The organism is Cellulosimicrobium sp. G4 BAM 1002 (genome assembly GCF_057126935.1).
This window is the reverse complement of sequence record NZ_CP182109.1, coordinates 2,466,910-2,489,276: the sequence shown is the minus strand read 5'-3', so window position 1 is coordinate 2,489,276 and position 22,367 is coordinate 2,466,910. Positions and strand designations below refer to the sequence as shown.

Below are 22,367 nucleotides of genomic sequence, written 5' to 3'. Positions count from 1 at the left end.
GGTCTCGCGACGTCGCGTTCTCCGTCCTGCCCGCGGCCTGGGAGAATGGATGCCATGACCACACCCGACCACGCCCAGCCCGTCACGCCGTCCGCGGAGGTCGCAGACGACGCGGCGCGCGAGCGCGCGCTGCGCGCCGGCCTGGAGGACTACGAGCTCGAGGAGACCGACCTCGTCCTGCTCGACGCCGACGGCGAGGAGATCGAGGGCTACGAGCCCGAGGCCCCGCTGCCCGTCCTCGCCGTCGTCGGACGGCCCAACGTCGGCAAGTCGACCCTCGTCAACCGCATCATCGGGCGCCGCGAGGCCGTCGTCGAGGACAAGCCGGGCGTCACGCGCGACCGCGTGAGCTACCCCGCCGAGTGGGCCGGGCGCCGCTTCACGCTCGTCGACACGGGCGGCTGGGAGGTCGACGTCGCCGGGCTCGAGCACAAGGTCGCCGAGCAGGCCGAGGTCGCGATCTCGCTCGCGGACGCGGTGCTGTTCGTCGTGGACGCGACGGTCGGCGCCACCGCGACCGACGAGCGCGTCGTGCGCCTCCTGCGCGAGTCGGGCAAGCCCGTCGTGCTGTGCGCCAACAAGGTCGACGGGCAGTCGGGCGAGGCGGACGCCGCGTACCTGTGGGCCCTCGGCCTCGGCGAGCCGCACCCCGTCTCGGCCCTGCACGGCCGCGGCACGGGCGACCTGCTCGACGCCGCGATGAAGGCCCTGCCGACCGAGTCGGAGCACGGCGAGGTGCGGCCGACCGGGCCGCGTCGCGTCGCGCTCATCGGTCGCCCGAACGTCGGCAAGTCGTCGCTGCTCAACAAGATCGCGGGTGCGGACCGCGTCGTCGTCGACGAGACCGCGGGCACCACGCGCGACCCGGTCGACGAGCTCGTGTCGATCAAGGGCGTCCCGTACGTCCTCGTCGACACGGCGGGCATCCGCCGCCGTGTGCACCAGACCAAGGGCGCCGACTTCTACGCGTCGCTGCGCACGCAGGCCGCGATCGAGAAGGCGGAGATCGCCGTCGTCCTGGTCGACGCCTCGGTTCCGCTCACCGAGCAGGACACGCGTGTCATCTCGCAGGTCGTGGACGCCGGGCGCGCGCTCGTCATCGCGTACAACAAGTGGGACCTCATGGACGAGGACCGTCGCCCGTTCCTCGAGCGCGAGATCGAGAAGGACCTCGTGCAGGTCACCTGGGCGCCGCGCGTCAACGTCTCGGCGCGCACCGGCTGGCACACGGACCGCCTCGTGCCGGCGATCCAGCGCTCGCTCGAGTCGTGGGACATGCGCATCCCCACGGGTCGCCTCAACGCGTTCCTCGGTGAGCTCGTCGCCGCGCACCCGCACCCCCTGCGCGGCGGCAAGCAGCCCCGCATCCTCTTCGCGACGCAGGCGTCCACGCGCCCGCCGCGGTTCGTCGTCTTCGCCACGGGCTTCCTCGAGGCGGGCTACCGCCGCTTCATCGAGCGCCGTCTGCGCGAGACGTTCGGGTTCGAGGGCACGCCCATCGAGATCAGCGTGCGAGTGCGGGAGAAGCGCAAGCGGTGAGCCTGCGCGCGGGGAGCGTCCCGCCCTCGGGCGGTCCGGACCGGTCCGGGCGCCCGACGGCGGACCGTGCCCCGCGCGGGACGCGCGCCCCCCGCAGCGGCATGGACCGGCGCGGGCGCGCGCTGCGGCTCGGCGTGGCCCGTGACACCGCCGCGGTGCGCCACCTCGTGACGTTCCTCGTCGTGACGGTCGCCACCGTGCTCGTCACGCGGTTCCTCCTCGCCGCCTCCGGCTACCCGCAGGTCGGCGGGGGAGACTTGCACGTCGCGCACGTGCTGTGGGGCGGGCTCGGGATGGCGCTCGGGATCGTGGTGCTGCTGTCCTTCGTCGGCCCGGTGCTGCGCTCCCTCGGAGCGGTGCTCGGTGGCGTCGGGTTCGGGCTGTTCGTCGACGAGATCGGCAAGTTCGTCACCGCGGACAACGACTACTTCTACCAACCGACGGCGGCGCTCATCTACGCGACCGTCGTGGCCCTCGTGCTCGTGGTCGAGGCGCTGCACGGGCGCCGTCGGCACCACGCGGCGGAGTACCTCGCAGTGGCCACCGACCGGGCGGTCGCCGGGGTCGCGGGCGGGTTCACCGACGCGGCGCGCGACGAGGCCAGGGCGCTCGCGGAGCTCGGCCGCGGTGAGCCGGGGGCCGACGAGGTGGCGGCGCTCGTCGAGGCCGTGCCGCGCGACGACGTCGACCTCCCCGACCCGGTCCGCGCGCTCGTGCGTCGGTCGTCGGACTGGTTCTCCGCCGCGCTCGAGCGGCGGTGGGCCCGGGTGCTCGTCGTGGTGCTCGTGCTCGGGACGGCGGCGGGGTCGCTGATCGCGGGCGTCCGCGTGCTCGTGCGCGACATCGACGTGCCGTCGTGGGTCGGCGCCGGGATCGCCGTCGGGGTCGCGGCGACCGTCGCGTGCGTCGTCACTGGGGTGCTGCGGCCGCGCGGCGGGCAGAGCGCGGACCGTCGCGCGGGCGCCGTCTGGGTGCGCCGCGGCGTGCTCGTGTCGCTGCTGCTCACGCAGCTGCTCGTGTTCCGGGCGCTGCAGTGGGTCGGCGTCGCGGGGCTGGTCGTGGACCTGCTCGTGCTCGCGGCGCTCGGCGTCGCGCTGGGCGGTGACGACGAGCGCCGTCGGACGCCGCGGCGTGCCGCCCGCACCGACTGAGCGGAGCCCGTTGCTGCGGTCAGGCGACGGCACCCACCGGGCGGAGGAGGGCCGTGAGGCGTCGGACCTCGCCGAGCATGCGTCGCGCGGCGGCGGCGAGGGTGCCGTCGTCGTGGAGGCGGCCGTCGTCGCCGAGGCGCTGGCGCAGGTGCACCGTGACCGCGCTCGCGACCGGCACCATCCCGAGCGCGACGACGACGGGCGTGATCGCCTCGACCGCGCGCATCCCGCCCGACGACATCCCGTAGGACACGAACCCGACGGGCTTGTCCCGCCACTCGTCGGCGAGGTAGTCGAGCGCGTTCTTCAGCGGGGCGGTGTACCCGCGGTTGTACTCGGGCATGACGAGCACGACGGCGTCCGCGGCGTCGACGCGCGCGCTCCAGGCGAGCGTGTGGGCGTGCACGTAGCTGCCGGAGTGTGCGTCGACGGGCTCGTCGAGGAACGGCAGCGCGATCTCGGCGAGGTCGGCGACGTCGACCTCGAGCTCCGGGTCGGCCGGCACCTGGGCGAGGAACCAGTCCGCGACGGCGGGGCCGGTCCGGGTGGGGCGGGTGCTGGCGACGACGACGAGCAGCTTCACGAGGGGTCTCCTGAGGTGGTGGGGACGGCGCTCGCGGACGGGTGGTGCGCGGGCGGGGTGAGCGGGACGGTGAACAGGGTGAGGAAGGGCTGGACGAGCGGCCCGACGGCCAGCGCGTAGACGACGGTGCCGACGCCGACGGTGCCGCCGAGCGCGAACCCCGCCGCGAGGACGACGAGCTCGATCGCGAGCCGGGACCAGCGCAGGGACGAGCCGCGGGCCGCGAGACCGGTCATGAGGCCGTCGCGCGGTCCGGGTCCGTAGCCGGCCCCGATGTAGAGCCCTGTTGCGGCGGCGTTGAGCACGACGCCCGCGACGAGGAGCGTCACGCGCCAGGGCAGGCCCTCGACGGTCGGCAGGACGGCGAGCGTGAGGTCGACGAACAGGCCGACGAGCACGACGTTGGCGACCGTCCCGAGCCCGGGGCGCTGGCGCAGCGGGACCCACAGCAGGAGCACGACGACGCTCGCGAGGATGACGACGACGCCCAGCGGCAGGCCGACGGCGCGCGCGACGCCCTGGTGCAGGACGTCCCACGGGAACAGGCCGAGCTCGGCCCGGACGAGCAGCGCGATGCTCGCTCCGAAGAGAGCGAGACCGACCACGAGCTGGGTCAGGCGACGTGTCGTTGACATGTCATCGATACAATCACGGGTCTCGATGACATGTCAACGAGTGTGCGATGCTGGTCCCGTGACCACCCCAGACGAGACCGAGACCCGCTGGCTGACGTCCGACGAGGAGCGCGCGTGGCGCGCCTACCGCCGCATGCAGACCGTCCTGCCCGTCGCGCTCGCACGCGACCTCGCCCGCGACTCGGGCCTGTCGGACCCCGACTACGACGTCCTGTCGACGCTCTCCGAGCAGCCGGGGCACCGATGGCAGCTGCGCGACCTCGCGGCCCGCATGCTCTGGTCGCGCAGCAGGCTCTCCCATCACCTCGCGCGCATGGAGAAGCGCGGTCTCGTCACGCGCGAGCCGGACGCCGACGACGGCCGCAACGCCGTCGTCGTGCTCACCGACCGCGGGTTCGCGACGCTCCGGGACGCGGCGCCCGCGCACGTCGAGTCCGTGCGCCGGCACCTCGTCGACCTCGCGACGCCCGAGGAGCTCACCGCCCTCAGGGCGCTGGCCGAGCGCGTCGTCGCCGAGGTGGGCGACCTCTCGTAGGCAGTGGCACCAGGGCGGGACACGTCGTGTCAGCGAGTCCTAGCTCAGTGCCAGCTTGGCCCGCAGATCGGCGCCGTCCGCCACGACCACCGCGTCGTCGCGTAGCTCCTCCGGGAGGTGCGGCAGGAGGCGCGCGTCGTGTACGGCCGTTGGGCAACCGACCGCGAGGACGGCCAGAGATCCGACCTTCGCGAGTTCGACGATCACGTCCCAACCGTGCAGGCCCCCGACGTGAGTGAGCATCAGGCCGCGCGAGAGGTCGTCGGCGCCGTAGATCTCCGCGCTCCCGTCGTCGAACGAGAGACTCCGGACCTTCCCCGAGCGGTCGTCGCGCACGGCGTACGAGTCGATCACCGCCCGCAGAGCACGAGCGTCGAGATCCGCCGTCTCGCCGTCCACGAAGCGCTGGAGAAAGACGTCGAAGCTCATCTCGCATGATCCTTCTCGCTCGCAAGAAGCTCGGAGAGTCGCGACCTGAGGTGCGCGATCGAGCCGGTGTCATCGTCGACGTGCGTCCCTGCATCGGTCTGTACCCTCGCGTCGTCGAGGACCAGCTCCGACCACGCGAGGGGGCTCTGTGGCTGGTGGCAACGTCCGGCGAGCCAGGTGCGGAACCGCTCCAGCGTGCCGTCGTCGAGCGCGGTGCCGAAGCCCTCCACGAAGGCTGCCACGGGTGCGAATGCCGGCGTGCCGACGAACATGCCGGGCTTCGCGAGTACCTCGTCGAGAAGGTGATTCCAGTCGCGCACGGCCCGAAGATACCGTCTCGTCGCGGACGTCCTGGAGCCCAGTTCTCGAGCCGGGCTTACGCGTGGTGGTCCCTCGACCTCACGCGTCGCTCCGGAGGAAGCGCGCGCACGCCGCCGCACCCAGGAGACCGAGCCAGGCGATCGCCACGACGGTCCCCGTGGGCGCGTCGAGGAGCCCGGGGGCCGGGTCGTACCAGGTCGTCGCGGCGCGGTCGGGCAGCCACCGGGCGAGGTCCGTGGCCTGCGCCGCGACGGGAGGCACGACGACCACGAGCACGAGCACCGCCACGAGCGCGGGCACGAGCTGGCGGACCAGCAGCGCCAGGGTGTGCGCGAGCAGGCCGACGAGCACGAGGTACGCCGTGGCGCCGAGCAGCCGCGTCGCGTCGGGCGTGTCGGCAGCATCCGGCGCCTCGACGACGCGCTGGACGACCAGCGCCGTCGTGAAGCCCGCCGCGAGGGTGAGGGCCGACGTGGCGGTGAGCACGACGGCCGTCGCGAGGGTCTTGGCTGCGACCAGCCGGCCCCGGTGCGGCACGGCGGCCAGCGACGTCAGGACCTGACGCCCCGCGTACTCGTGCCCGACCGGGACGACGCCGAGCAGGGCGAGGACCGCGACGACGAACGGCACGACGCGCAGCGCCAGGTCCACGGGCGCGACCGCGACGTCCGCCTCCGCCGCCGACGCCGCGAGCGCCGCCGCCACGAGCGACCCGAGGACGGGCGCGGCGACCGCCGCGAGGACCGCCAGGGGCAGGGTGCGGAGCTTGTCGAGCTCGGCCCTCATGCGTCCCTCCGGCGCAGCACGACCCCTGCGACGGCGAGCAGCGCGAGCGCCCACGCGGTCATGACGAGCGCGCCCGGGCCCGCGGCGAGCCCGCCGTCGACGGTCGCGACGCCGCCGAACAGCCGCCGGCCCGCCATGTCCGGGAGCCAGTGCGCGAGCGGCGTGAGGAACGTCAGCAGGAGCGAGAACGACACGAGCGAGCTGTTGACGACGAGGACGATCAGCGGGACGACGCCGCTGCGCGTCAGGACGGTCACGGCGAGCGCGATGAGGGCGGTGAGCGTCCAGTACAGCGCGCCGCCGAGGCATCGCACGACCGCGTCGGCGACCGGGACGGTGCTCGTCGCGGCGTCACCGATCACGGCCTCCGCCACGACGAGGGACGACGGGATCGCGAGGGCAGCCGTCGTGAGCACGAGGAGCACGACGGTGGCGGTCTTCGCCAAGAGGAGCGTCGTGCGGCCGGGGACCGCGACGAGGGCCGTGGTGATCTGGCGGCCGCCGCCGGCGTCCGTGCTGTTCGCGGTGTACTCGCTGCCCATGACGACGACGCCGAGGACCACGGCCCCGACCGTGCCGAGCGGCATGGCCGCGAACGCGGTGTCGAACGCCGAGCCGAACGCGGTGTCCTGCGGACGACCCGCGAGGAGCGCGTCGCGCACCCCGGTCGCGTTGAGCCACGTCAGGGCCACCGACCCGACGACGGCCACCCCGACCCCGGCCCACACCGCCGGGAGCGTGAGCGCCTTGCGCAGCTCGGCGACGAGGGCGCGCCAGACCCTCATCGGGCGCTCTCCGGCGTCGCGGTGAGCGCGAAGAACGCCTGCTCGAGATCGTCGTACCCGGCCGTCACGGCGTCGAGCGTCCCGCTCGCCACGACCCGACCCGCGGAGATCACGACGAGATCGTCGGCCGTGCCCGCGACCTCGCCCATGAGGTGGCTGGACAGCAGGACGGTCCCGCCGGCGTCCGCGTGGGCGCGCAGGAGGCCGCGGATCCAGCGGATCCCCTCGGGGTCCAGCCCGTTGACGGGCTCGTCGAGCACGAGCGTCGTCGGCTCCCCGAGGAGCGCGCACGCGAGGCCGAGCCGCTGGCCCATGCCGAGGGAGAACCGCCCGACCCGCACGCGCGCCGCCTCGGCCAGGCCGACCTGGTCGAGGACGGCGTCGACCCGGCCGCGCGGCAGGCCGTTGCTCCGCGCGACCCACGCCAGGTGGTCGCGCGCCCGCCGCGAACGGTGGGCGCCGGACCCGTCGAGCATCGACCCGACCACCCGGAGCGGGTCCCGCAGGGACCGGTACGGGCGGCCGTCGACGAGCGCGCGGCCCTCGTCCGCGCGGTCGAGGCCCAGCAGGACGCGGAGCGTGGAGGACTTGCCGGCGCCGTTCGGCCCGAGGAAGGCGGTGATCCTCCCGGGGGCCGCCTGGAAGGAGACGTGGTCGAGCACGGTGCGTGGCCCGTGACGCTTGACGAGCGAGTCGATCGTGAGCATGCCCCCATCCCAGCGGCGCCCCGGGCACGGGTCATCGGACCGCGGTCGGGACCTGTTGGCGGACGCTCGGTCCCTGGGCCGTCGGACCGTGGTCCGATGTGCCGCGGGCGGTGCGTCCCTAGACTCGCGGGTGTGCAGACCCGTACCCGGCCCGTGCTGCGCTCGCGGGCGTGGCCGGTCGCCGGTGGAGCGCTCGTCGCGCTCGCGCTCGTCGCGGCGAGCGTCGGCATCGACTCCCCGGTCGCGGCCCTCGTGGCCCTCCTCGCGCTGGCGGCGACGGCTGTGGCGGTGCTCGCATGGGCGCTCGTGCGCTCGCGGCGCGAGCGGCGCCGCTACGAGGACGAGCTCACGGCGTGGGCCGCCGAGCGCGCGACCCAGGCGGAGCGGCTGCGCATCGCGCGCGACCTGCACGACCTCGCGTCGCATGGGCTCGGCCTCATCACCGTCCGCGCGGCTTCCGCCCGGTCCGTCAGCGGGCCGGACGCGGACGCCGAGCGCGTTCGTGCGCTGGCCGACGTCGAGCGCGCCGGCCGCGCCGCGACGAGCGAGCTGCGCCGGATGCTCGCGCTCCTGCGCTCCCCGGGCGAGCGTCCCGACCACGAGTCCGCGCTGCGACCCGCCGAGACCCTGGACGACCTGCCGCGCGTGGTCGCGGAGGCGCGCTCCGCGGGGCTCCACGTGGAGCTCGAGGGCGCCAACCTGCCGGCGGTGTCCGGGAGCACCGCCCAGGCCGTGTGCACCGTGGCCCGCGAGGCGCTCGCGAACGTGCTGCGGCACGCCGGGCCGACGCACGCGCGCGTCGTCCTCTCGCAGGACCGTGCCACCCTGCGGCTGGTCGTGGACGACGACGGCCCCGCGCCCGGCTGGCGCGCGCACCCGGGCGCGGGCACGGGACTGCTGGGCCTGCGCGAGCGCGTGACGGCGCTGGGCGGCTCGATCACCGCCGGGCCCGGCGTCCGCGGGTACCGGCTCGTGGCGACCTGGCCGGGGGAGCACGGATGAGCGGCCGATGAACGAGCCGGTGCGGGTCCTCGTCGCGGACGACCAGCCGCTCATCCGGCACTCGCTGCGCCTCGTGCTCGACGGCGCGGCGGGCGTCCAGGTCGTCGGCGAGGCCGGGTCGGGAGACGAGGCGGTGGCACTCGCGCGCGCCACGCGCCCCGACGTCGTGCTCATGGACGTCCGCATGCCCCGCGGCGACGGGATCGCCGCGACCCGCCGGATCGTCGCGGACCCCCACCTCGCCACCACGCGGGTGCTCGTGCTCAGCATGTTCGAGCTCGACGAGCTCGTGCACGGCTCCCTGCGCGCGGGGGCGAGCGGGTTCCTCCTCAAGGACGCCGAGCCGCAGACGCTCGTCGACGCCGTCCGGCGCACGCACGCCGGGGAGTCGCTCTTCGCGCCCTCGATCCTCACGCGCATCGTCGCCCACTACGTCGACCGGCCCTCGTCACGGCCGCCGACGGCACCTGCCGCGCTCACGCCGCGCGAGGCGCAGGTCCTCGCCCTGGTCGGGCAAGGGCTGTCCAACCAGGAGATCACCGCGCACCTGACGATCTCGATGGGCACCGTGAAGACCCACGTAGGCAACCTCCTCGCCAAGCTCGGCGCACGCGACCGGGCACAGCTCGTCATCGCCGCATACGAGCACGGGCTCGTCGCCCCCGACGCGTCGGGACGGGCCGCCTCCGGACCTCGCGGCGAGGCTAGGCTCCGGCCATGACCGACGTCCCCCTCGCCTCCAGCCGCGACGCGTTCCCGAACCACGTCTTCGACGCGTTCGGCACCGCCCCGGCCCTCCTCGACGAGCGGATAGGCGGCTCGGTCATGGTCGTCGCCAAGCGACCGGAGGGTGGTCCGCTCACGCTCGTCACGGCGGGCGTCTCGCGGCTCCCCGTCGACGGCGGCCCACCCGTCGAGCTCGCGGTCGAGGTGGCCGACGGCCAAGAGGGCGCCGCGATGGTCGCGCTGCGGATCGTGTGCGACGACGTCGCCCTCAACCGCCGGACGCCACCCCTGGAGACGCCGTGGCGCAACGGCGAGCCGTTCCTGTCGGGGACGGGGATCGCCGCGATCATGGCGACGGGCTCGCGGTGGGGAACCGACTTCGACGACGTGCGCGACCCCGACGGCGCCGTGGTCGGGCACGTCCGCACGCTGCGGCTGCTCACGGACGCCGAGGCGCAGACCGCGTCGGAGCGTGGCTGGTCCGGCCTCGTCGAGGCGGCGGGCTCGATCGACGCGCTGCTCGACGTCACCCGGCCGGGCTGACCACTCACCGGTCGTCGCCGCCAGGGCGCGGCAGCACGGGTTCTGCCAGGATCGACCCATGTCCGACGAAGGATGGAGCACACGACGCGTCAAGGTCGAGGGGCGCGACGTCTTCGTCCGCCTCAGCCCGGAAGTCCCGGGGAGCGTGCCGTTCGTGCACGTGCACGGGTTCGCGGTCTCGGGGAGGAGCCTCGTGCCGACGGCGGAACGGCTCGCGCAGCGGGCGACCAACGTCGTCCCGGACCTCCCCGGCTACGGGCGCAGCGAGGCGCCGGCGCACGCGCTCGGCATCCCGGCCCTCGCGTGGTCCCTGCTCGACCTGCTGGACGCGCTCGAGCTCGAGCGCGTCGTCCTCGTCGGTAACTCGATGGGTTGTCCGGTCGGCCTCGAGGTCGCGCACGCCGCGCCGGAGCGGGTGGCCGGCATCGTGCTCGCGTCGCCTGCCGGTGGTGTGCACAACCAGCCGTTCGTGCGCGCCCTGTCCCAGCTCGCGCGCGACGCCGGACGGGAGAGCCCGCGGATGGCGCGTATCGCCGTGCCGGACTACGCACGGTTCGGCCCGCTGAACGCGCTGCAGGTCTTCGCCGAGCTGACCCGCTTCCCGTCGCTCGAGCGCATGGTCCGGGTACCCGTGCCGACGCTCGCCGTCATCGGCACGCGCGACCCCTTGATGCCGCCGCCGTGGCGCGTGCGGGAGGTCGCGGCGCTCGCGCCGCCGCACGTGACGGTCGTCGCCATCGAAGGCGCCGCTCACGCCATGAACTTCAGCCACCCCGGCGAGCTCGCCCACGTCATCGGGCGGTGGATCGACGGGCGGGACATCACCGACGACCCCGACGAGCCGGGCGTGGCGCGCGTGCTCCAGGTCGCGCGCGGCGCGGGGCCGGTGGTCTGACGCCGACGGCGCGTGTGGGAGCCCGGCGCTAGCCTGCGAGGCGTGGCGATCACCTGGGCCCAGGCACTCGCATGGCGGGCGCGGCGGCACCTGCTCGACCCGGTCGGCGACGACCCGGCCGAGGGGATCGTCGCGCGGCTCGGCGCCGTGCCCGCCGCGTCCGACGACGCGGCCGAGCTCGCCGTGCGGGTGCGGCAGCGCGTGTCAGAGCCGGGCGAGGTCGCACGGGCGCTCGCGGACGGGCGGCTCGTGCGGACGTACGCGTTCCGAGGCGCGACGCACTTCCTGACGCCCGAGGACGGCGGCGCCTACCTCGCGCTGCGCCGGGCCGGCCGCATGTGGGAGCGCTCGAGCTGGCAGGAGTACTACCGGCTGACGCCTGCGGACTGGCCGGACCTCCGCGCCGTCGTGCGTGACGCGCTCGCGGGCGGCCCGCTCACGCGCTCTGAGCTCGGTGACGCAGTGGCGTCGCACGGCCGGTTCGCCCACCTGCGCCCGTCGTTCGGCGACGGTACGGACACGCTGCTCAAGCCGCTCGCGTGGTTCGGCGACATGAGCTTCGCCCCGTCCGGCGACGGGCGCACGGCCTTCCAGCGCCTCGACACGAACCCGCGCTGGGTGGACTGGCCCGACCTCGACGCGGCGGGCCGGCACGCGGTCGTCGCGTACGTGCGCACGTACGGGCCCGCGACGCAGGGCCGGGTCCACTACTGGCTGGGACAGGGGCTGGGCGCCGGGCGCGGGCGCCTGAACCGCTGGCTGGCGGACCTGCGGGGCGACGTGCTCACCGAGGTCGACGTCGAGGGCGAGACCGCGCTCGTGCTCCGGGAGGACGCGGACGAGCTGGACGCGACGCCCGCGTCGACGGCGGTGCTCCTGCTGCCCCCGTTCGACCAGTGGCTGCTCGGCCCGGGGACGTCCGACGAGCACGTCGTGCCGCCCGCGCGCCGCGCCAGCGTGAGCCGCGGGGCGGCCGTCGTCACCGTGGGCGGCGTCGTCGCGGGGACGTGGACGGCCACGCCCGACGAGCTCCGGGTGTCGTGGTTCGGCGGCACTTCGGCACCTCATGACGCTCTCGCTGCGGCGGCCACGTGGCTGGGCGGTCTGCTGGACCGGGACCTGCGTCTCGTGCTGACCGGGTGATCCGGACGCGCGACCCTGTGCGAGCATGCGACCGTGGCGGACCATCACCTCGACCATCTCCGGACGTTCCTGACGGCCTACCGGACGGGCTCGGTCAGCGACGCCGCGAGGCTGCTGGGCATCTCGCAGCCCACCGCGTCGGGCCACGTGCGCGCGCTCGAGCACCGGCTCGGCTATGCGCTGTTCGAGCGGACGCCCACCGGTCTGGTCGCCACGGGGCGAGCAACGCTGCTCGCCCAGCAGGCCGCCCGGCATCTCGACGCGCTGGAGGACCTCGTCGAGCTCTCGGGTGCGGACGGCAGCGTCGTGCACGTGGGAGGCGCGGCCGAGGTCGTCGGGGAGGTGCTGGCGCGGCACGTGCCCGAGCTCGTCGCGGCAGCCGGTGCGCCGGTGCGCCTGCACCTCGGCGTGGCCGACGGGCTGCTCGAGGACCTGCGGCACGGCGACCTCGACGTCGTCCTGAGCTCGGTGCGACCGCGCGACCACGGCCTGAGCGGCTCGCCCGTCGCCGACGAGGAGTTCGTCCTCGTCGGCGCGCCGAGGTGGGCTCAGGAGCTGCAGGGCGATCAGGTGACCGTCGAGGAGCTGGAGCGCATCCCGGTCGTGGCGTACGCCGAGAACCTGCCGATCGTCCGCCGGTACTGGCGGTCGGTGTTCGGCCGCCGGCCCGACATCGCGACGACGACCGCCGTCGTGCCGGACCTGCGTGCCGTGCGCGCGGCGGTCGTCGGGGGCGCCGGGATGTCCGTGCTCCCGTGCTACCTGGTGAGGGAGCAGCTCGCAGCAGGTTCGCTCGTCGAGCTGCACCGGCCGGAGGTCGCGCCGCTCAACACCCTGTACCTGGTCACGCGGTCGGGGCGGCTCGAGGCGAGCCGGAGCCTGCGCGACCTGGCCGCCGTGATCGCTCGGATCACGGCGGCCGGGGTATGAGGCTCAGTCGGCGAGGAGCGCGAGGACGGCGGCTGCGACCTCGTCGCTCGACTGCGGGTTCTGCCCGCTGACGAGGTTGCCGTCGACGACGACGTGGCCGCTCCAGGGGGCGGCGGACTCCACGACGGCACCGCGCTCGGCCAGCGCGTCCGCGACGAACCAGGGGGTGTTGGCGCCCAGGCCGCCCGTGGTCTCCTCCTCGTTGGTGAACACCGTCAGCCGGCGGCCCGCGAACGCGAACGACCCGTCCGGGCGGACGGCGCTCAGGAGCGCTGCCGGGCCGTGGCAGAACGGCGCGACGACGCGTCCGGCCGCGTCGGCCGCGACGAGCGCGGCACCGACCGCCGGGTCGTGGGCGAGGTCGGCCATAGGCCCGTGCCCGCCCGGCAGCACCACGGCGTCGAACTGCGTCGCGTCGAGCGCGGAAAGGTCTGCGGGATCCTCCAGCACCGCCGCGACGGTGTCGAGGTAGGCGGCGAGCTCCCCGACCTTGTCGTCGTCGCCGACGACGGCCGCGTCGAGAGAACCGGGATCGACGGGCGCCGGGCGACCGCCCGGCGTCGCGACGACGACCTCGTGCCCGGCGGAAGCCAGCGCCCGGTGCGCGACGACCAGCTCTTCCGCCCAGAAGCCGGTGGGGTGGGCCGAGCCGTCGGCCAGTGTCAAGGAGTCTGCTGCGGTGACGATCATGAGGATGCGTGCCATGCGCCCATGGTGCGTGTCGGCGGTCGGCCAGGGTCATCGGCAAACTTGCGTGCCGTCATGAAGGCCGCGTGCAGGCATGGATGAACGCACCCGCGCCGTCGGCGGAGAGGGTCAGGTGGCCTCCGGGTCGGGGCCGAGGGCCGACCGCCCGCCGTCGACCGGGAGGACCGCACCCGTGACGAAGCCCGCCGCCGGCGAGAGCAGGAACGCGACGACGTGCGCGACCTCCTCCGGCGTCCCCACCCGCCCGAGGGGGTGCAGCGCGGCCATCTGGGCGTCGACCTCCGGGTGCGCGTCCCGATAGGCCGTGTAGCGGTGCGTCGCGATCGACCCGAGCGCCACCGCGTTCGCGCGGATGCCCTGCGGCCCGTGGTCGACGGCGACCGCGCGCGTCAGTCCCTCGACCGCCGCCTTGGCGGTGGCGTAGGGGAGGGCGCCGCGCACGGGGCGCTGCGCCTGGTGCGACGAGACGTTGACGATCGCCCCCGAGCGGCGGTGCGCGAGCAGGTGCGCGACCGCCGTCCGGCAGCCCGTGACCGCGAGGGCGAGGTTCGCGGTGACGAGCGCGGTGACGTCCGCGGCGCTCGCGGACGACAGCGAGGCGTCGCGGAAGACGGCGGCGTTGTTGACCCACCCGGTGAGGGGCGCGAGCGACTCGGCGCGTCGGGCCGCCTCCTCGGCGACCGATGCGTCGGCCGCGTCGCCAGTGACGACCTCGATGCCCGCGGCGCGGAGCTCGTCGGCGTGCTCGGCCCCGCCCGGGTCGAGGACGACGACCGGTCCGTGCCGCGCCAGGTGCTCCGCGACGGCACGGCCGACGCCCTGCGCGCCGCCGGTGACGACGGTCGAGACGCGGGACGGTTCCTCCCAGGTGCTCATCCGTCCAGGCTGCCCCGGCGTGGGCCGCGGCGCGCCCTGGGCGACGGTGCTGTGGCGTGTCGCGACGGCGTCGCGACGGCCCGCAGGTCCGTGGCGGGGGTGCGGGAGGACAATGACGGGATGACGACGGCCGTGCCCGCGTCGTCGGGCGACGAGGCCGCGCGTCTGACCGACGCGCAGCGGGCGCTGCGCGCCCAGATCCTCGCGACCGAGCACTGGAGCCTGCTCGCGTCGCGCTCGACCACGCAGAGCGAGGTCCTCACGCGCATCGCGATCTTCCTCACCCTCGTGTCCGCCGGGGTCTTCAGCCTGGGGGTGCTCGGGAACGCGACGGGCTTTCGTGGCGGGTTCGGCGCCGTCGCCGTGGGGGTGCTGCTGCTCCTCGCGCTGATCGGCGCGGTCACGATGATGCGCGTCCTCAACACCGCGGAGGAGGACCTCGCGTACGTGCTCGCGATGAACCGGCTGCGCGGCGCGTACGTGGACCTGGACCCGGGTGTCGAGCGGTACCTCGTCATGTCGGCGGCCGACGACCAGGCCGGTTCCGGGCGCACGTACTACCCGTTCGCGGCGCGCGACCGGACGCAGGTGCTCGCGAGCTCGATGCTCGTCATCCTCGTCGTGGAGTCCTCGCTCGTCGGGATGCTCTGCGGGGCCACGGTCCAGCTGCTCACGGGATCGGTCGCGTGGGGGATCGCCGTCGGGGTGGTCGGGGCGATCGCGTCGTTCGTGGTGTGGATGCTCGTCGGGTACCGCGGCTACCGGAGCGTGTGGCGCGTGCACGAGCCGCTGCGCCGCAGCGGCCCGGGCGGTGCGGGGCCGAGCCGCCGTTCGTCATGACGCACGTTCAAGGATCACTTGAGGTCGACAGCTCTGTGTGGCGAGGGCCACGTGCGCACGGTGCGACTCCGGTCGAAGTCGTGCACCAGATAGATGCATCATGTATCTATGCCTCGCACAACCAGCGGTTCTGCCACGGAGCAGGCCTACCGACACGTGAAGTCCCTCGTCCTCGACGGAAGCCTGCCCGGCGGGTCGATGACGAGCGAGGGCGAGATCGCCGAGCAGCTCGGCGTGAGCCGCACGCCGGTGCGCGAGGCGTTCCTCCGCCTGGAGACCGAGGGGCTGCTGCGCCTGTACCCGAAGCGTGGCGCGCTCGTCGTGCCCGTCGCGCCGGGGGAGGCGGACGCCGTCCTCGACGCGCGCCTGCTCGTCGAGACCCATGCCGCGCAGACGGTCGTGCGCCTGCCCGACGCCGAGCTCGGGACGCTCGTCGCGCTCCTGCGTGACCTCGTCACGGCGCAGGAGGCGGCGGTCGCCGACGGTGACGTCGCGGAGTACGCGACCCTCGACGCGCGCTTCCACCAGGAGATCGTCGCCGCAGGCGGCAACGCCCTGCTCACGACGTTCTCCGTGAGCCTGCGCGAGCGTCAGCAACGCATGGTCGCGCACAGCGTCCGGTGGGACCCGAGCCGCGCGGCGACGTTCGTCGCCGGGCACCGCGCGCTGATCGACGCGCTCGAGGTACGGGACACCCGCACCTACAAGCGCCGCATCCAGCGCCACCTCGAGGACGCGAGGTCGGGCCTGTGAGCGCGGTGTCGACGTCGGCGACCGAGGGCGAGACCGCGGCGTCCGCGCACGGGGCGAGTGCCGCCGTCGGGCCGCGGGCGTGGGTCGCCGTCGCGGCGGTGATGTTCGCGGTCGCGTGGGGTGGCAACGAGTTCACGCCCCTGCTCGTCATGTACCGGGAGGTGGGGCACTTCTCGGCGGTGACCGTCGACGCGCTGCTCGCCGCGTACGTGCTCGGGATCGTGCCCGCGCTGCTGCTCGGTGGACCGCTGTCCGACCGGTACGGGCGGCGTCCGCTGCTGCTGCCCGCGGCGCCGATCGGGCTCGCCGGGTCGCTCGTGCTCGCGGCGGGGGAGTCGTCGGCCGCGCTGCTCGCGACCGGGCGGGTGCTGTGCGGGATCGCGCTCGGCCTCGTCATGGCCGTCGGCACCACGTGGGTCAAGGAGCTCAGCGACGAGGCGGCCCGCGCGTCCGGGGTGCCTGACGGCGGCTCCGGCGCCCGGCGCGCCGGCCTCGCCCTCACGCTGGGGTTCCTCGTCGGGGCGGGCGTCGCGGCGGTGCTCGCGCAGTGGGCGCCGTGGCCGACGCACACCGCGTACCTGCTGCACGCGGCGCTCGCCGTCGCGGCGGGCGTGTGGGTGCTCGGCGTGCCGGAGACGCGCGTCGCGGCCGACGGCGCCGCCCGCGGTCGGCTGCGCGACGACCTGCGCGTGCCGGCTGTCGCGCACCGGCGGTTCCTGCGCGTCGTCGTGCCCGTGGCGCCCTGGGTGTTCGGGTGCGCGGGCAGCGCGTACGCCGTGCTGCCCGGGCTCGTGTCCACGAGCGCGGGGAGTGCGCCCATCGCGTTCTCCGGGCTCATGACCGTGCTAGGCCTCGGCTGCGGCGTCGGGATCCAGGTGCTCGGCCGCCTCATCGACACCCGGCACAGCGCGCGAGCGTCCGTCGTCGCGATGTCGATCGTCGTCGTCGGCATGGGGCTCGGCGCGCTCGCGTCGGCGCGGCTCGACCTCCCGACGGCGCTCGTCGCCGCGATGGTGCTCGGCGCCGGCTACGGGCTCGCGCTCGTCGCCGGGCTCAGCGAGGTCCAGCGCATCGCGACGCCCGACGACCTCGCCGGGCTGACGGCCGTGTACTACTCGCTCACGTACGTCGGGTTCTGCGTGCCCGTGGCGCTCGCGGCGCTGTCCGTGCGGTGGACGTACGCGCAGATGTTCCTCGGCGGGCTCGTCATCGCGGCCGTGTGCCTGGTGATCGTCGCGAGCGCGTGGCGCGCACACCTGCCGACGGGGGAGGGCGACGCTGCTGCTCAGGACGCGGACGAGACCCGCAGCACAGCCGCGACCGGGGCAAACGGTGCGCTGGAGGCGTCGCGGATGGGGTAGAGTATCCGAGGCTTCACGGGGCCAGAACACGCGGTGTTGCGTCGAGTGTTAGGCCATGTGATCCAGCCACGGGCTGTGGCGCAGCTTGGTAGCGCACCTGACTGGGGGTCAGGGGGTCGCAGGTTCAAATCCTGTCAGCCCGACCGTGTGATGTCTCACGACATCGAGGAGAGCCGGACCTACGTTTTCGTAGGTCCGGCTTTTCGTTGTTCGGGGTCTGGGCGGTGTTGGTGGCCGGTGGGCTGGTAGTCGCGTGTGGGGTCGAGGGTGAGCTCGCGCAGGATCTCGCCGGTCGCGCGGTCGATGGGCGGTTCACGGCAAGCCCGCAGCTACCCTGCGCGTCTTCCACAGTGCACCCCACAGTTCACCCACCTCGACGAGCCCTGATCCGCCCCTTCGATGGCATCCTCACGGCATGGCGGGTGCGCGCGGACCTTCCTGTCAAACGGGCCCCACCATTCGGACCCTTGATCGACTCCATGGGAGGCCAAGTGGCGAACTACGTACGACTGACTGTTGGTGGCCTCAGAGGATTTGCGCAGGAGCAGAGCCTCGAGTTCGCTCAGCCCAACGGCTCCCCGGGAAGCGGGCTGACCCTGCTGGTCGGTGCCAACAACTCCGGCAAGTCGACGATCATCGAGAGCCTGCGTGGGTTCAGCCAGTCTCCACCCCCGTCGTTCTCCCAAGGTCGACGCAACCGCACCTTCGGAGATCGGGTGACGATACGGCTGGACTGCGCAGACGGGGAGCCCGCCTTGAGGCTGGAGTCCGTCCGGCCGGGTGGCAGTGAAGTCACGGCTGAAGGGACGATCGAGCGCGGCAGTCTCTTCGTGGTGCAGTCACGCCGGAGCTTCGCGCACCTGTTCAGCGGCTACACGGGCACCCCCGGAGATCGCGGCTCCTACCTCTACGGGTACCAGGCTGCAGACCCTCGCTTGCCGACCCTCGACACTTTCGCGCTGCGGTTGTTCACTATCGACCGTGACAACGATCGCAGATCGACGTTCCAAGAGATGATGTCCAGAGTCATCGACCCGCCCCCGGAGTGGACGATCGACCGGTCAGACAACGGGCAATATTTCCTCAAGTACCGGTGGCCCAGCCCTGGCGGGCTCGACAGCGACCATTCGAGCGAGGGGCTCGGGGACGGACTGACGAGCCTCCTGTCGATCATCGACGCCCTGTACGACTCGGAGCCCTCGACCATGGTCGTGATCGACGAGCCCGAGCTGTCTTTGCACCCGGAGTACCAGCGTCGACTTGCCGCCCTCCTTGTCGACCTGGCACGCGACAGGCAGATCGTCTGTGCAACGCACTCCCCGTACTTCATCTCGTGGCAGGCGATCAGCAACGGTGCCTGCGTCGTTCGGATGCGCCGCTCACAAGACTGCTGCCAGGTGCACGCCGCTTCGCGCGACTCGCTCGAGTCGGTTGCGAGATCGGTGCGCGACCGCAACAACCCGCACACCCTCGGTCTCCAGGCGAACGAGGTGTTCTTCCTGCACGACAGGGTGATCCTCGTCGAGGGACAGGAGGACGTGGTCTTCTTCGACATCGTGATGAAGGAACTGGGTATCGAACTGCCTGGTTCGTTCTTCGGCTGGGGTGTTGGCGGGGCGGGGAAGATGGGCGCGTTCGCGCAACTGCTGCACGACCTTGGCTACGAGTACGTCGTCGGCATCTTGGACGACGACAAGGAGGATGAGCGTGACACGCTTGAGGCCCGCTTCCCCGAGTACCGCTTCGAGTGCATCCCAGCAGCAGACATTCGGACCAAAGCGGCCCAGCCGCCTCGTGAGGAAAAGCTCGGGCTGCTAGACCGCAAGTGTCGCATCCGCGAGGAGCACAAGGAACTCACGGCAGAACTGCTCCACCGGAGCAAGGCGTATCTCGAGGGGGTGCCAAACTAACTCTCCCTACCGTGCCGCCCTACCGGGGGCCGACCGTGCCCAGATCCGCGTCGACGCTCACCCGCGCATCATCATCGGCGCTGGGGACGAGCCTCTCGGTGTGTAGGTCGTGGAAGCCGCTAATGTCGGGCGGCGCCCAACCGCGCTTCAGACAATCAATCTGGTCTCCTGGCGACCAACCCGTCGCTGGGTGACGAGGCTGGTGCCTCGGAAGTAGCGGCGCGACGTGTCATCGTCGTCACCGAAACGCCGGACCTCCAGCCGATCAGCACACGACTGCCATTCCCGCGCGATGTCGGAAGATTCGCGATTATTTCTGGCGCCGCGCTTTCATCGAAGAGCAGGCCGGTCTGTCGGGCACGGAATGGGTCCCAGTTACGTCAACGCGTCCGTGGTCAAGGGTTGCTTGTCCAAGAAGTTGCGGGTCGGTGCGTGAGATAAAACCCTAGCGTCTCAGTATCGGACGCCGCCAAAGGGATCCTGCAGCAGTCCCCTTGATTTCGACTACGGGGGCCGCCGCCGCGTGCGCATCGCCGGCCGCGGCACCAACATAACTGAAGGGCAGGACGGAAGGGAGGGAGGGGCGCTCGGAGTCTACGGGCGCGTTGGGCGCAAGCGGGCGGGCCATCAAAGGTGTACGCGTCGCCCGAGGGTTCACTTGCGGCTCCGTCTCGTTCCGCGAAGCCGCCGTGTCGCCCGTTTCGCGGACGGAGGAACGGACGCTGGTGTCCTGTCCACCACGACGAGCTTGCCTTGTCGCTCAGCCTCGTGGACTTCGGCCTCGACCGCCGGGTCTGCCTTCCACGCCCCTTCGAGGTGTGCATACCGAGAGGGCTCACCGTTGGCGTCAACGACCCACGCGGTAACACGAGCCGCGCGGTGCTGGTACTTCTTCAGCCGCAGATAAGGGCCGATGTCGATGCGGTGCCCTGGGCTGTCCCCACCCAAGAGGAACAGCCATCTGCCCTCGCCGTCGTCACCGCCGATGGTCATGCTCGCCTGGCTGCCATAACGCGCCCGGTCAACGACGCGGGCGTGTTCGGTGATGAACCGGCTCCGTGTCGACGATCCCAGGCCGACAAGGTCTGCTCCTACGCGCAGCCAGCCCGGCACTTGCCGCTCTCTGCTCCACTCAAGGAACCTGAGGACGAAGGGACCCTCGTCACGTGACGGCTTCGATGACTTGGTGCGAGGTTCGTACCAAGCGTCGAGCGGGTCGGTCAGCGTCCCGACGAAGACGGGCCCTTGCTGTCTGTGCCGTCGTCTCTTGGCGACGTCAACATGCCTAGGGCGTTCACCGTTCTCGCCTTGGTCGGGGTCCGACTCGAAGTAGAGGCCGCCATTGAGGAAGAACATCATCACGTCAAGCTCGTCGACGGCATCAAGCCAGCGCGCCGCCTCGGCTTGAGTGCGGCGCCGAAGGAATGTGAGGAACTGTGCAGGGTGCTCGATCACGTCGCGGAAGACGGTCAAGTCGTGCATCGAGACGATCCATGGGACGCGCTCGCTCACGATCAGTTTGGCGTCTACGAGTGCCCCGGTGGACAAGATGACTGGTCCAAGGTCGTCGAGCACGACCACGATGTTGTGGACCTCCTGCACGCCGGGCAGGTCCACCCACTCTCGTCGGGCAGTCCAAATCCCCTGGTTGGCGAGAATGAGCGACCTGAGACGCTCCGCCTGCTCGTCGGCCTTGGTGATGATTCCGGTCAGGCCCCTCATGACCGCGCGCGTGTCCCCAGCCCTCGCTCGCTCATTCAGCGCCCCAGCCTTGACCTCGACACAGAAGGCCACGTTGTCAACGACGAAGAGGATGTCACCCTCGACCTGATGCACGCCCTTGGCCGCAGGTGCCGCGTCTGCCGCCAAGAGGTGCACGTCGGCACCGGTGTCAGGAATCAGATAGTTGAAGTTCTCCAGCCGGGGGCGCGCGCCGCCAAGCAAGGCTGCTAGGAGCCCTTTGGCCCGGCTCTCTGACCACTTCTTGCGCTGCTCGTCGAACGTAGCCCAGTGCCGGCCCTGCTTGAACGCGTCCTCGACCCGGCTACGGACGTGCTCCGACAGCAGCGCCGTCGTGAGCGGGAAGTAGACGTCCTCGTCGACCTTGAGAAGGCCGGATGACGCGAACGGGTTGTCACCGCGCGTGAACGCCTGTACAAGATCAACCGGTGTCGCCTGCAATGGTGCCACGACGAACGTGTCCAGTGCGGCGCGCACCCGGATTTCGTCGAGCCCCGCTTCCGCAGCCAGAGATGTCGGCGTGATAGCGAACAAGTCGGCCGGTGTCGTGAACAACCGCTCGAGCGCTGCCCGGGCCTGGTCGGGAGGCGGGTTCACTCGCCCCATGAGTTCACGAACCTTCTCGAACGCTTCCCAGATCCGCTTCTGCTGGACCTCTCCAAGCGTCTTCGTGACTGCATCGACGTCGTCCCCGGTGAAGCCCACACGAGCTTCCATGATCTCGCGGACTTTCGGGCGGCTGAAGAACGACGTGTTCAGCTGACGGCCGATGTTTGTGTAGTGGGAGTTACGCACGGAGATTCGGTCCATGCGTGAACGCAGCGCGACCTTGGTCATCGAGTCGTCGGTGGTCTCCGCCTCTACCGTCGCAGACATCTGGGACGCTTCTACGATCCACTGAGCGTCGGCCCGAAGTGCCTCAACGACTTCAGCTGCGTTTCTGGCTCCCTCTCCTTTGACGCGAGGCAGGCCGAGACCCAGAAGGACGAGCGCCACCACCTCGGTGACGGCGTGGGACTCGCCAACATCTCTCCAGCTCTCCCCGGGCGACGCCATGATGTTGGCGAGATCCACCTGCTTCATGTTGCCGAGAAGGTCCAGGGAGTCGACCCTGTCAAGGAGCGAGACCATGTTGGCGACACGTTCAGCGACCAGGCCCGGAAGCCGCCCTGGCAGAGACGGCAGGCTCGCGCCGGGGCCGAGCGTCTCCAGGAACTCAAGCCCCCTCGCAATCTGGAACTCCATCGACTCAAACGAGGCCCCCTGTATCCGGAGGTTTGGGGCCTTCTTCTTGATCACAGCGTCACCTATCCGTTCTGGCCGTGAGCGGCATGCGGTCGATCGCCCAGGTCCCGGTCCGCCGCCAGCGTGCCAGTGGGTACCCACACAGCCGATCCGTCGCCCCAGGTTCTGGATCGGGTCTCGCGCAGCCAGTTAGGGCGTGCTTCCCAGTTCGAGTGCGGGGATGA

The 22,367-nt window shown here is 72.4% G+C and carries 23 protein-coding genes and 1 tRNA gene; 14 read left to right on the top strand and 10 right to left on the bottom strand.

Annotation, left to right across the window (positions count from 1 at the left end; translation table 11 throughout):
- Positions 1-45 precede the first annotated feature (45 nt).
- Positions 46-1,539, top strand: a complete 1,494-nt coding sequence (der, locus tag ACMXGY_RS11305) for a ribosome biogenesis GTPase Der (RefSeq protein WP_483773091.1) — start codon at positions 46-48, stop codon at positions 1,537-1,539.
- Positions 1,536-2,690 carry a hypothetical protein gene (locus ACMXGY_RS11300; protein ID WP_483773090.1) on the top strand — a complete coding sequence of 385 codons (1,155 nt, stop codon included), beginning with the start codon at positions 1,536-1,538 and terminating at the stop codon, positions 2,688-2,690. The genes der and ACMXGY_RS11300 overlap by 4 nt, the downstream gene beginning before the upstream one ends.
- A gap of 19 nt (positions 2,691-2,709) precedes the next feature.
- Here ACMXGY_RS11300 and ACMXGY_RS11295 read toward each other — a convergent pair whose 3' ends face one another.
- Both ACMXGY_RS11295 and yczE read right to left on the bottom strand, forming a co-directional pair.
- Complete coding sequence (locus tag ACMXGY_RS11295; RefSeq protein ID WP_483773089.1) at positions 2,710-3,273, bottom strand: NADPH-dependent FMN reductase; 564 nt, start codon at positions 3,271-3,273, stop codon at positions 2,710-2,712.
- Positions 3,270-3,908 carry a membrane protein YczE gene (yczE, locus tag ACMXGY_RS11290; protein ID WP_483773088.1) on the bottom strand — a complete coding sequence of 213 codons (639 nt, stop codon included), beginning with the start codon at positions 3,906-3,908 and terminating at the stop codon, positions 3,270-3,272. The genes ACMXGY_RS11295 and yczE overlap by 4 nt, the downstream gene beginning before the upstream one ends.
- A 58-nt stretch (positions 3,909-3,966) precedes the next feature.
- Between yczE and ACMXGY_RS11285 the strand changes: the two genes are divergently transcribed.
- Entirely contained in the window at positions 3,967-4,443 is a 477-nt protein-coding gene (locus ACMXGY_RS11285) for a MarR family winged helix-turn-helix transcriptional regulator (RefSeq protein ID WP_483773087.1), read from the top strand.
- 39 nt (positions 4,444-4,482) lie between these two features.
- Here the strand turns inward: ACMXGY_RS11285 and ACMXGY_RS11280 are convergent, their stop codons facing one another.
- The 5 genes from ACMXGY_RS11280 to ACMXGY_RS11260 form a co-directional block, all read right to left on the bottom strand.
- Complete coding sequence (locus ACMXGY_RS11280) at positions 4,483-4,872, bottom strand: hypothetical protein (RefSeq protein WP_483773086.1); 390 nt, start codon at positions 4,870-4,872, stop codon at positions 4,483-4,485.
- Positions 4,869-5,192, bottom strand: a complete 324-nt coding sequence (locus ACMXGY_RS11275) for a hypothetical protein (protein ID WP_483773085.1) — start codon at positions 5,190-5,192, stop codon at positions 4,869-4,871. Before ACMXGY_RS11275 ends, ACMXGY_RS11280 begins: the two co-directional genes overlap by 4 nt.
- Positions 5,193-5,271: 79 nt before the next feature.
- Positions 5,272-5,979, bottom strand: coding sequence for a hypothetical protein (locus ACMXGY_RS11270; protein ID WP_483773084.1), 708 nt, complete (start codon positions 5,977-5,979; stop codon positions 5,272-5,274).
- The gene (locus ACMXGY_RS11265; RefSeq protein ID WP_483773083.1) at positions 5,976-6,764 is read right to left on the bottom strand and encodes an ABC transporter permease; all 789 of its coding nucleotides are present in this window, start codon (positions 6,762-6,764) and stop codon (positions 5,976-5,978) included. Before ACMXGY_RS11265 ends, ACMXGY_RS11270 begins: the two co-directional genes overlap by 4 nt.
- Complete coding sequence (locus ACMXGY_RS11260; RefSeq protein WP_483773082.1) at positions 6,761-7,471, bottom strand: ABC transporter ATP-binding protein; 711 nt, start codon at positions 7,469-7,471, stop codon at positions 6,761-6,763. The genes ACMXGY_RS11265 and ACMXGY_RS11260 overlap by 4 nt, the downstream gene beginning before the upstream one ends.
- Before the next feature lie 132 nt (positions 7,472-7,603).
- On the opposite strand from ACMXGY_RS11260, the gene ACMXGY_RS11255 reads away from it, so the two are divergent.
- From ACMXGY_RS11255 to ACMXGY_RS11230, 6 genes are read left to right on the top strand one after another with little or no spacing between them, the layout of a single operon-like run.
- Positions 7,604-8,473 (top strand): sensor histidine kinase, encoded by an 870-nt coding sequence (locus ACMXGY_RS11255; protein WP_483773081.1) that lies wholly within the window; start codon positions 7,604-7,606, stop codon positions 8,471-8,473.
- Positions 8,474-8,480: 7 nt separating this feature from the next.
- The gene (locus tag ACMXGY_RS11250) at positions 8,481-9,194 is read left to right on the top strand and encodes a response regulator (protein WP_483773080.1); all 714 of its coding nucleotides are present in this window, start codon (positions 8,481-8,483) and stop codon (positions 9,192-9,194) included.
- The gene (locus ACMXGY_RS11245) at positions 9,191-9,742 is read left to right on the top strand and encodes a suppressor of fused domain protein (protein WP_483773079.1); all 552 of its coding nucleotides are present in this window, start codon (positions 9,191-9,193) and stop codon (positions 9,740-9,742) included. Before ACMXGY_RS11250 ends, ACMXGY_RS11245 begins: the two co-directional genes overlap by 4 nt.
- A gap of 58 nt (positions 9,743-9,800) precedes the next feature.
- Positions 9,801-10,637 (top strand): alpha/beta fold hydrolase, encoded by an 837-nt coding sequence (locus ACMXGY_RS11240; protein ID WP_483773078.1) that lies wholly within the window; start codon positions 9,801-9,803, stop codon positions 10,635-10,637.
- 42 nt (positions 10,638-10,679) lie between these two features.
- Complete coding sequence (locus ACMXGY_RS11235; RefSeq protein ID WP_483773077.1) at positions 10,680-11,780, top strand: DNA glycosylase AlkZ-like family protein; 1,101 nt, start codon at positions 10,680-10,682, stop codon at positions 11,778-11,780.
- A 33-nt stretch (positions 11,781-11,813) separates the two neighbouring features.
- On the top strand, positions 11,814-12,710 hold the full coding sequence (locus ACMXGY_RS11230) for a LysR family transcriptional regulator (protein ID WP_483773076.1): 897 nt from the start codon (positions 11,814-11,816) through the stop codon (positions 12,708-12,710).
- A gap of 3 nt (positions 12,711-12,713) precedes the next feature.
- Here the strand turns inward: ACMXGY_RS11230 and ACMXGY_RS11225 are convergent, their stop codons facing one another.
- Positions 12,714-13,415, bottom strand: a complete 702-nt coding sequence (locus ACMXGY_RS11225; protein ID WP_483773075.1) for a type 1 glutamine amidotransferase domain-containing protein — start codon at positions 13,413-13,415, stop codon at positions 12,714-12,716.
- A 111-nt stretch (positions 13,416-13,526) separates the two neighbouring features.
- Positions 13,527-14,294 (bottom strand): SDR family NAD(P)-dependent oxidoreductase, encoded by a 768-nt coding sequence (locus ACMXGY_RS11220; RefSeq protein ID WP_483773074.1) that lies wholly within the window; start codon positions 14,292-14,294, stop codon positions 13,527-13,529.
- Between the two features lie 120 nt (positions 14,295-14,414).
- Here ACMXGY_RS11220 and ACMXGY_RS11215 point away from each other — a divergent pair, with 120 nt between their 5' ends.
- From ACMXGY_RS11215 to ACMXGY_RS11195, 5 genes are all read left to right on the top strand, one after another.
- Entirely contained in the window at positions 14,415-15,134 is a 720-nt protein-coding gene (locus ACMXGY_RS11215; RefSeq protein WP_483773073.1) for a hypothetical protein, read from the top strand.
- Positions 15,135-15,242: 108 nt separating this feature from the next.
- Positions 15,243-15,887 carry a GntR family transcriptional regulator gene (locus ACMXGY_RS11210; protein WP_483773072.1) on the top strand — a complete coding sequence of 215 codons (645 nt, stop codon included), beginning with the start codon at positions 15,243-15,245 and terminating at the stop codon, positions 15,885-15,887.
- Positions 15,884-17,248: an MFS transporter gene (locus tag ACMXGY_RS11205; RefSeq protein ID WP_483773071.1), complete on the top strand. Its 1,365-nt coding sequence runs from the start codon at positions 15,884-15,886 to the stop codon at positions 17,246-17,248. Before ACMXGY_RS11210 ends, ACMXGY_RS11205 begins: the two co-directional genes overlap by 4 nt.
- Positions 17,249-17,317: 69 nt before the next feature.
- Positions 17,318-17,391: transfer RNA gene (locus ACMXGY_RS11200), tRNA-Pro, on the top strand.
- Positions 17,392-17,715: 324 nt separating this feature from the next.
- Positions 17,716-19,158: an ATP-dependent nuclease gene (locus ACMXGY_RS11195; RefSeq protein ID WP_483773070.1), complete on the top strand. Its 1,443-nt coding sequence runs from the start codon at positions 17,716-17,718 to the stop codon at positions 19,156-19,158.
- A gap of 654 nt (positions 19,159-19,812) precedes the next feature.
- Here ACMXGY_RS11195 and ACMXGY_RS11190 read toward each other — a convergent pair.
- Positions 19,813-22,197, bottom strand: coding sequence for a hypothetical protein (locus ACMXGY_RS11190; RefSeq protein ID WP_483773069.1), 2,385 nt, complete (start codon positions 22,195-22,197; stop codon positions 19,813-19,815).
- Positions 22,198-22,367: the final 170 nt, after the last annotated feature.

Coding starts and splice junctions, on each gene's coding strand:
- ACMXGY_RS11265 (WP_483773083.1), bottom strand. CDS start 6,764: ATGAGGGTCTGGCGCGCCCTCGTCGCCGAGCTGCGCAAGGCGCTCACG.
- ACMXGY_RS11225 (WP_483773075.1), bottom strand. CDS start 13,415: ATGGCACGCATCCTCATGATCGTCACCGCAGCAGACTCCTTGACACTG.
- ACMXGY_RS11215 (WP_483773073.1), top strand. CDS start 14,415: ATGACGACGGCCGTGCCCGCGTCGTCGGGCGACGAGGCCGCGCGTCTG.
- ACMXGY_RS11270 (WP_483773084.1), bottom strand. CDS start 5,979: ATGAGGGCCGAGCTCGACAAGCTCCGCACCCTGCCCCTGGCGGTCCTC.
- ACMXGY_RS11220 (WP_483773074.1), bottom strand. CDS start 14,294: ATGAGCACCTGGGAGGAACCGTCCCGCGTCTCGACCGTCGTCACCGGC.
- ACMXGY_RS11250 (WP_483773080.1), top strand. CDS start 8,481: ATGAACGAGCCGGTGCGGGTCCTCGTCGCGGACGACCAGCCGCTCATC.
- der (WP_483773091.1), top strand. CDS start 46: ATGGATGCCATGACCACACCCGACCACGCCCAGCCCGTCACGCCGTCC.
- ACMXGY_RS11240 (WP_483773078.1), top strand. CDS start 9,801: ATGTCCGACGAAGGATGGAGCACACGACGCGTCAAGGTCGAGGGGCGC.
- ACMXGY_RS11245 (WP_483773079.1), top strand. CDS start 9,191: ATGACCGACGTCCCCCTCGCCTCCAGCCGCGACGCGTTCCCGAACCAC.
- yczE (WP_483773088.1), bottom strand. CDS start 3,908: ATGTCAACGACACGTCGCCTGACCCAGCTCGTGGTCGGTCTCGCTCTC.
- ACMXGY_RS11210 (WP_483773072.1), top strand. CDS start 15,243: ATGCCTCGCACAACCAGCGGTTCTGCCACGGAGCAGGCCTACCGACAC.
- ACMXGY_RS11280 (WP_483773086.1), bottom strand. CDS start 4,872: ATGAGCTTCGACGTCTTTCTCCAGCGCTTCGTGGACGGCGAGACGGCG.
- ACMXGY_RS11260 (WP_483773082.1), bottom strand. CDS start 7,471: ATGCTCACGATCGACTCGCTCGTCAAGCGTCACGGGCCACGCACCGTG.